The sequence below is a fragment of the Candidatus Omnitrophota bacterium genome, from assembly GCA_023227985.1.
In the GTDB taxonomy this organism is placed as follows: Bacteria; Omnitrophota; Gorgyraeia; order Gygaellales; family Profunditerraquicolaceae; genus JALOCB01.
On the sequence record JALOCB010000056.1, the window covers coordinates 1 to 5,200 of the forward strand.

6 protein-coding genes are annotated in these 5,200 nt (G+C 49.3%); all 6 read right to left on the reverse strand.

Features of this window, described 5'->3' with window-relative positions; genetic code table 11:
* On the reverse strand, window positions 1–1,223 hold a 1,223-nt coding region (locus tag M0R35_07620), incomplete at its 3' end, for a nucleotide sugar dehydrogenase (protein ID MCK9595525.1).
* Window positions 1,224–1,299: 76 nt separating this feature from the next.
* The gene (gene glmM / locus M0R35_07625) at window positions 1,300–2,688 is read right to left on the reverse strand and encodes a phosphoglucosamine mutase (GenBank protein ID MCK9595526.1); all 1,389 of its coding nucleotides are present in this window, start codon (window positions 2,686–2,688) and stop codon (window positions 1,300–1,302) included.
* Between the two features lie 96 nt (window positions 2,689–2,784).
* Window positions 2,785–2,967 carry an SAP domain-containing protein gene (locus M0R35_07630; protein MCK9595527.1) on the reverse strand — a complete coding sequence of 61 codons (183 nt, stop codon included), beginning with the start codon at window positions 2,965–2,967 and terminating at the stop codon, window positions 2,785–2,787.
* 112 nt (window positions 2,968–3,079) lie between these two features.
* Window positions 3,080–3,484, reverse strand: a complete 405-nt coding sequence (locus M0R35_07635) for a hypothetical protein (protein ID MCK9595528.1) — start codon at window positions 3,482–3,484, stop codon at window positions 3,080–3,082.
* 68 nt (window positions 3,485–3,552) lie between these two features.
* The gene (locus M0R35_07640) at window positions 3,553–4,659 is read right to left on the reverse strand and encodes an AAA family ATPase (protein ID MCK9595529.1); all 1,107 of its coding nucleotides are present in this window, start codon (window positions 4,657–4,659) and stop codon (window positions 3,553–3,555) included.
* An 82-nt stretch (window positions 4,660–4,741) separates the two neighbouring features.
* On the reverse strand, window positions 4,742–5,200 hold a 459-nt coding region (locus M0R35_07645), incomplete at its 5' end, for a hypothetical protein (GenBank protein MCK9595530.1).

The following is a 5,200-nucleotide window of genomic DNA, read 5'->3' on the forward strand; positions in this document are numbered from 1 at the left end:
TCATAATTCACAGCGGTGTGGTCAGTAATCAGGATCACGCAATCAACTTTAGATAAGGTCTTTTTATCCAGTTTAACGCATTTCAGGTTGATATCATCAATATTCAAATACGGGAAAAACGGGTCAAAATAGCTGACCCGGGCTTTTTCTTCAGTCAATTCTTTAATAATATCCAACGCGGGAGATTCCCGCAAATCCTTAACGTCTTTCTTGTAAGCCGCGCCTAAAACCAGGATATTGGCGTTTTTCAGGCCCCTGCCCTGCTTTTTAAGCATTTCTTTGACTCTCTCCACCGTATATTTGGGCATAAAACGGTTCATTTTAGAGGCCAGATCGATCATTTCAGTCTTAAATCCCAGTTTTTTCGCTTTCCAGGAAAGAAATACCGGATCGCAGGGAATGCAGTGCCCTCCTATTCCCGGCCCGGGATAGAACGGCATAAATCCGAAAGGCTTGGTCTTAGCGCATTCCAAGACCTCCCAGACGCTTATCCCCAGCTTATGGCAGACAATGGCGAATTCATTGATCAAAGCGATATTAACCAGCCGGAACGTGTTCTCCAGAAGCTTAGAGGTCTCGGCGACTTCAGGGCTGGAAACCTTAAAGACCTTCTTCATTATCTTGGAATAAAGATCATATGCGAGCCGGGCGGATCTTTCAGATATACCTCCCACAGCCTTTGGAATATTAACCACGGGGAATTTCTTGTCTCCGGGATTGACCCGTTCCGGGGAAAAACAAAGGAAGAAATCTCTTTCCGAACGCAGCCCGGTCTCTTTCAATATAGGAAGGACGACCTCCCGGGTAGTAGTCGTGTAAGACGTGCTTTCCAAAATAACCAACTGCCCCTTCCTCAAATGCTTTCTAATGGTCCGGGCAGCCGAAACGACATAGGATATATCCGGCAGAGTAACCTTGCGCAGCGGCGTGGGCACGCAGACAATAATAACGTCAGCCCGGCCTAAAACATTCTCATCGACCGTAGGCCGGAATTTCTTAGACTTGATCAACCGCAGCACATCCTTAGGATCAACGTCGACAATGAATTTTTCCCCGCCCTCCAATTTCCTTACCCGGGCAGGGTCAGTATCAAACCCGTAAACGAAATAGCCTTTTTTGCCGAAATATACCGCCAGCGGCAAACCAACATACCCCAAGCCGACAACCGCTATTTTCGCGGTCCGCGAATTTATCTTTTTTTTCAGCACACTAAAATTATCCACCACAACACTCCATTGATATTAATAAGAGCCGCTTTCCTCCACCTTCGCCTCTGCCTAAGTCAGTCGCCCGCCCTGATTATTCAGTACCGATCGCCTTACGAATATGCCCGGCAAGAGAGCCGGCGATATCCTCGATAAGCTGACGATCGCGGCCTTCTACCATTACTCTGGCCAACGCCTCGGTCCCGGAATAACGCAAAAGAACCCTTCCTTCGTCTTTTAATTTATCGGTAAAACCGCGCAGCTTATCCTCAAACCCCGGGATATCGCAAAACAGCACCTTGTCCCTGACCTTAACATTGACCAGTATCTGCGGGTATTTAGTGATGCACCTGCGCAACCGGCTTAAGGGCTCAGCCGTATCCCGCATCACCCGCAACATCTGCAACGCGGTCAAAAGCCCGTCAGGCGTACAAAGATAATCCCGGAAGATGATATGGCCGGATTGTTCGCCGCCCAGATTAAACCCGCCTTTTAGAAGCGCCTCTAATACATATTTATCGCCTACGTCCGTACAGATGATCTTGATCCCTTTTTCATCCAAAGCCGCCTTCAGCCCGTAATTGCTCATTACAGTGGCCACTACAGTGTTCTTAACCAGGCGTTTATTTTTGCTCAAGTAGCGGGCGATCACCGCGATAGTGCAATCTCCGTCCAGCACCTGGCCTTTTTCATCCACCAGGATCCCCCGGTCGCCGTCACCATCCACGGCAATGCCCAGGTCAGCCTTCTTTTCCAGGACCAGTTCCTTGAGGATCTGGGGATTAACCGCCCCGCCTTCATTTATATTATGGCCTGACGGCTTATCGTGTATAGCGAAAACCCGGGCGCCTAATTTAGTGAATATCCCGGCAGCGAAAGGCGCTGCCGCGCCCCAGGCGCAATCAAGGGCCACAGTCATACCTCTCAATTTCAGGCCTTTTACCGAAGCCAGCAAGAATTTCGCATAACGGGATTGCGCGTTCTTAACTACGGCGAGCCTGCCTTTTTTAGCGGGTCCCGGCGGAACCAGCACAGGCTCGGTTATACTGGCCCAGATCACATCCTCCACTTTTTCTTCTTCTGCCTGTGAGAATTTATGGCCGTTAGCGTTAAAGAATTTGATCCCGTTATCGGTAGGCTTATTATGCGAGGCGGAGATCATCACTCCGCAGGAGGCCTTCAACTGCCTGACAAAATACGACAGCCCCGGGGTGGTTATCGTGCCTGCGGACAAAACATCCACTCCCTGGCCGGTTATGCTCTCGGTCAAAAGTTTTTCCAGCTTATCGCCGCTTAACCGGGTGTCTTTGCCGATCACGATCTTAGGCCTTTTGCGGCTTGAGCCCATTGTTTTCTTGATATAACGCGCCAGCGCATCCGCGATCAACGAAAGCATCTCGTCTGTCAAAGGGTAAACCCCGGGAGTTCCCCTTATCCCGTCGGTGCCGAAAAGTTTATGCCGGTTCTTTATCGTATCTCTCATTTTTGCCCCGTTAAAACGCAATATAGCAAAAAAACGGGCCCAGGATAAAAGCTATCGCCAAAAATCCTGCCCGTTTTTAAACATTCCCCCGAAGGATTACTTTATGCAATCCTCTCTCCAACAGCAATCTTCCTGATCGCAGTAATCTTTAGAAGTGCCGAAACAATCGTAATTGCCTTCTTTTTTCTGTATGGTCCTGATAAGATCCTTCTTAGAATACTTCCAGGTATCTCTAATGCTCATCACTTGCGCCTTCTTTTGCACATCTGACAACCTCATTAAGCTCCTCCTTAAGTACGAACTTAACACCGGCGCATATGCCGATTGCGCCGGGTGTCAATTACCATCTTAACACCAACTTTTCCAATTAAGCTTGGTGTAGAACTGCCGCTCAAACCTTGCTGACCACGTCGTGCCGTCTAACCCGTGAATTAACCAACAACCCGATCTCATCGCCCTTTTTGCCCTGGGTGATCGGGGAATGATCGATCTGCATAGAAACGATATTCTGCTTAAAATCCGTAGTATGGCCTTTGAACCGCACCGCATCCCCCAGTGATAACGGGGCCTTCAATCTTATCACCGCGGCCCTGACCTTCGGGAAATAATGGGTGATCCTGCCGACGACATTGTCCGCGAGCTTAGGCCTGCGGACAACAGCTTTCTTCGCAGCCGCTTTCTTAGGCTTCACCGCGGTTTTCTTGCGAGAGGCCTTCACCGGTTTCCTCTTCAACACCTTCTTCTTTGAAACCTTTTTTTTGGGCGTTATGGCCTTCTTTTTCTTTTTTGCCGCCATTCCTGCCTCCTTCAACTTCCGGGCCGGTGACAGTTTTGCTTTAATTTCAAAACCGTCCCTACCTAAAACTATACTTCGATAAGGGAATCCAACTGGCCGTAAGGATTTTTTGCCTGCTTGGGATTATTCGGATCCTCCAGCCACTCCCCATCCTTTACAAAACGATAACGGTACCTTCCGGGGACCAGATTGAATTTTATGGTCCAATTGCCGTTCTCCCGCTTCATCAGGCTGTCGTCGCTGACTTTCCAGTCATTAAAATCGCCGGCGACATGGACCTGTTTCGCCTCCGGGGCGCTCAATGTGAGATTAACCTCGGTAAATTTGAATTTGGGAAGCTCTTCCTTAAGCACTTCCTCCATCCTCTTTTCCAACGCGGCCATAGCCTGCGGTTCCGCGGCCTTTACCCCGGCAGCTTTCTCGCGTATAGTGATGATCTCGCGCGAAAGGCTGAAATAATCCTTGGCCCCGCGGCAGTATTTATCGAAATTCAGGATGTGCGTGCCGCTGTTCTGCGCCTCCTTAAGCCGGACATTGACATGAACGATGGTGTCGAATATCTTCTTGCGGAAAGTGCTCTTGATCTTGTCCAGCATGGTGAACGAATGGCGCAGCCGGGAATCGAAATTAACCACCAGGATATTATGCTCCACCTTATGGTTCAGGCGGTCTTTGACCAGGTTGATTATGTCCAAAAGCTGGCCGATCCCGTCTATGGCGAACCTGCTCGCCTCTACCGGGATAATGATCTCATCGGTAGCCCTGACCGCGTTTATGGTCAAAAGGCCCAGATTAGGAGGGCAGTCGATCAAAATGTAGTCGTAATTGCCGCGCATATCGGTGATGACCTCCCAGAGCCTAGACTCCCTGCCGATCTCTCCGGCAAGCTCCTGCTCCAGCGCGCTTAATACAACGCTCGAGGGAGCGATATCGAAATTCTCATCGACCTTGCGCACTATCTGCGACAGCGCGGCTTTGCGCTGGGTCAACTTGGAAAGGACGTTATAAATGCTGATGTCGGAATTGACGTTCAATCCCATGGTCGCGTGCGACTGAGGGTCAAGGTCGATAAGCAACACCTTCTTTTTATTGCTGGCCAAAGCCGCGGCAAGATTTACCGCCGTAGTTGTTTTACCGCATCCCCCTTTTTGATTAGCGACCGCGATGATCCGCATGCTCAAACCCTCCTTAAATTTGATCCGCCTCAGGCGGAGAAAATTTAACTCCGAGTCCGTATTCACGGACGGGGAGTCTCTCCTACTTCAGAAGCCTTACGTTATCCAGGTATATCGCGCCTTTTTTATCCTGCGAATTCCATTCTTCGATAATGAACGAAAGACGGGACATCTCTGTCCAATCCGTGATATTCTTGAAATCCGGAAGTTTTAACACGCACTCCTGCCACTTGCTGGAAATGTCCTTGACGTATAGTTCGGACCTCTCCTTATAGATATTGGCGAATTCCACGCGCAATGATATGTTGTCGCTGTAATTTGATTTCTTGATGGAAAACACCAGCGATTTATAGCTGGCAAGATTGGCCTTATTCAGGTCGAAGTAATATACGCCTTTTTTAGCGGGATCGAAGGTGAAATTCACTTTGACTGTTTCATGCGTAAGGACCAGCGCGATTTCAGGGATGGATATTTTCTTGCGGGGGGACAGAGAAATAACAACCGCCAAAACGCCCAGGACAAGGACCACTGCGGCGATTAT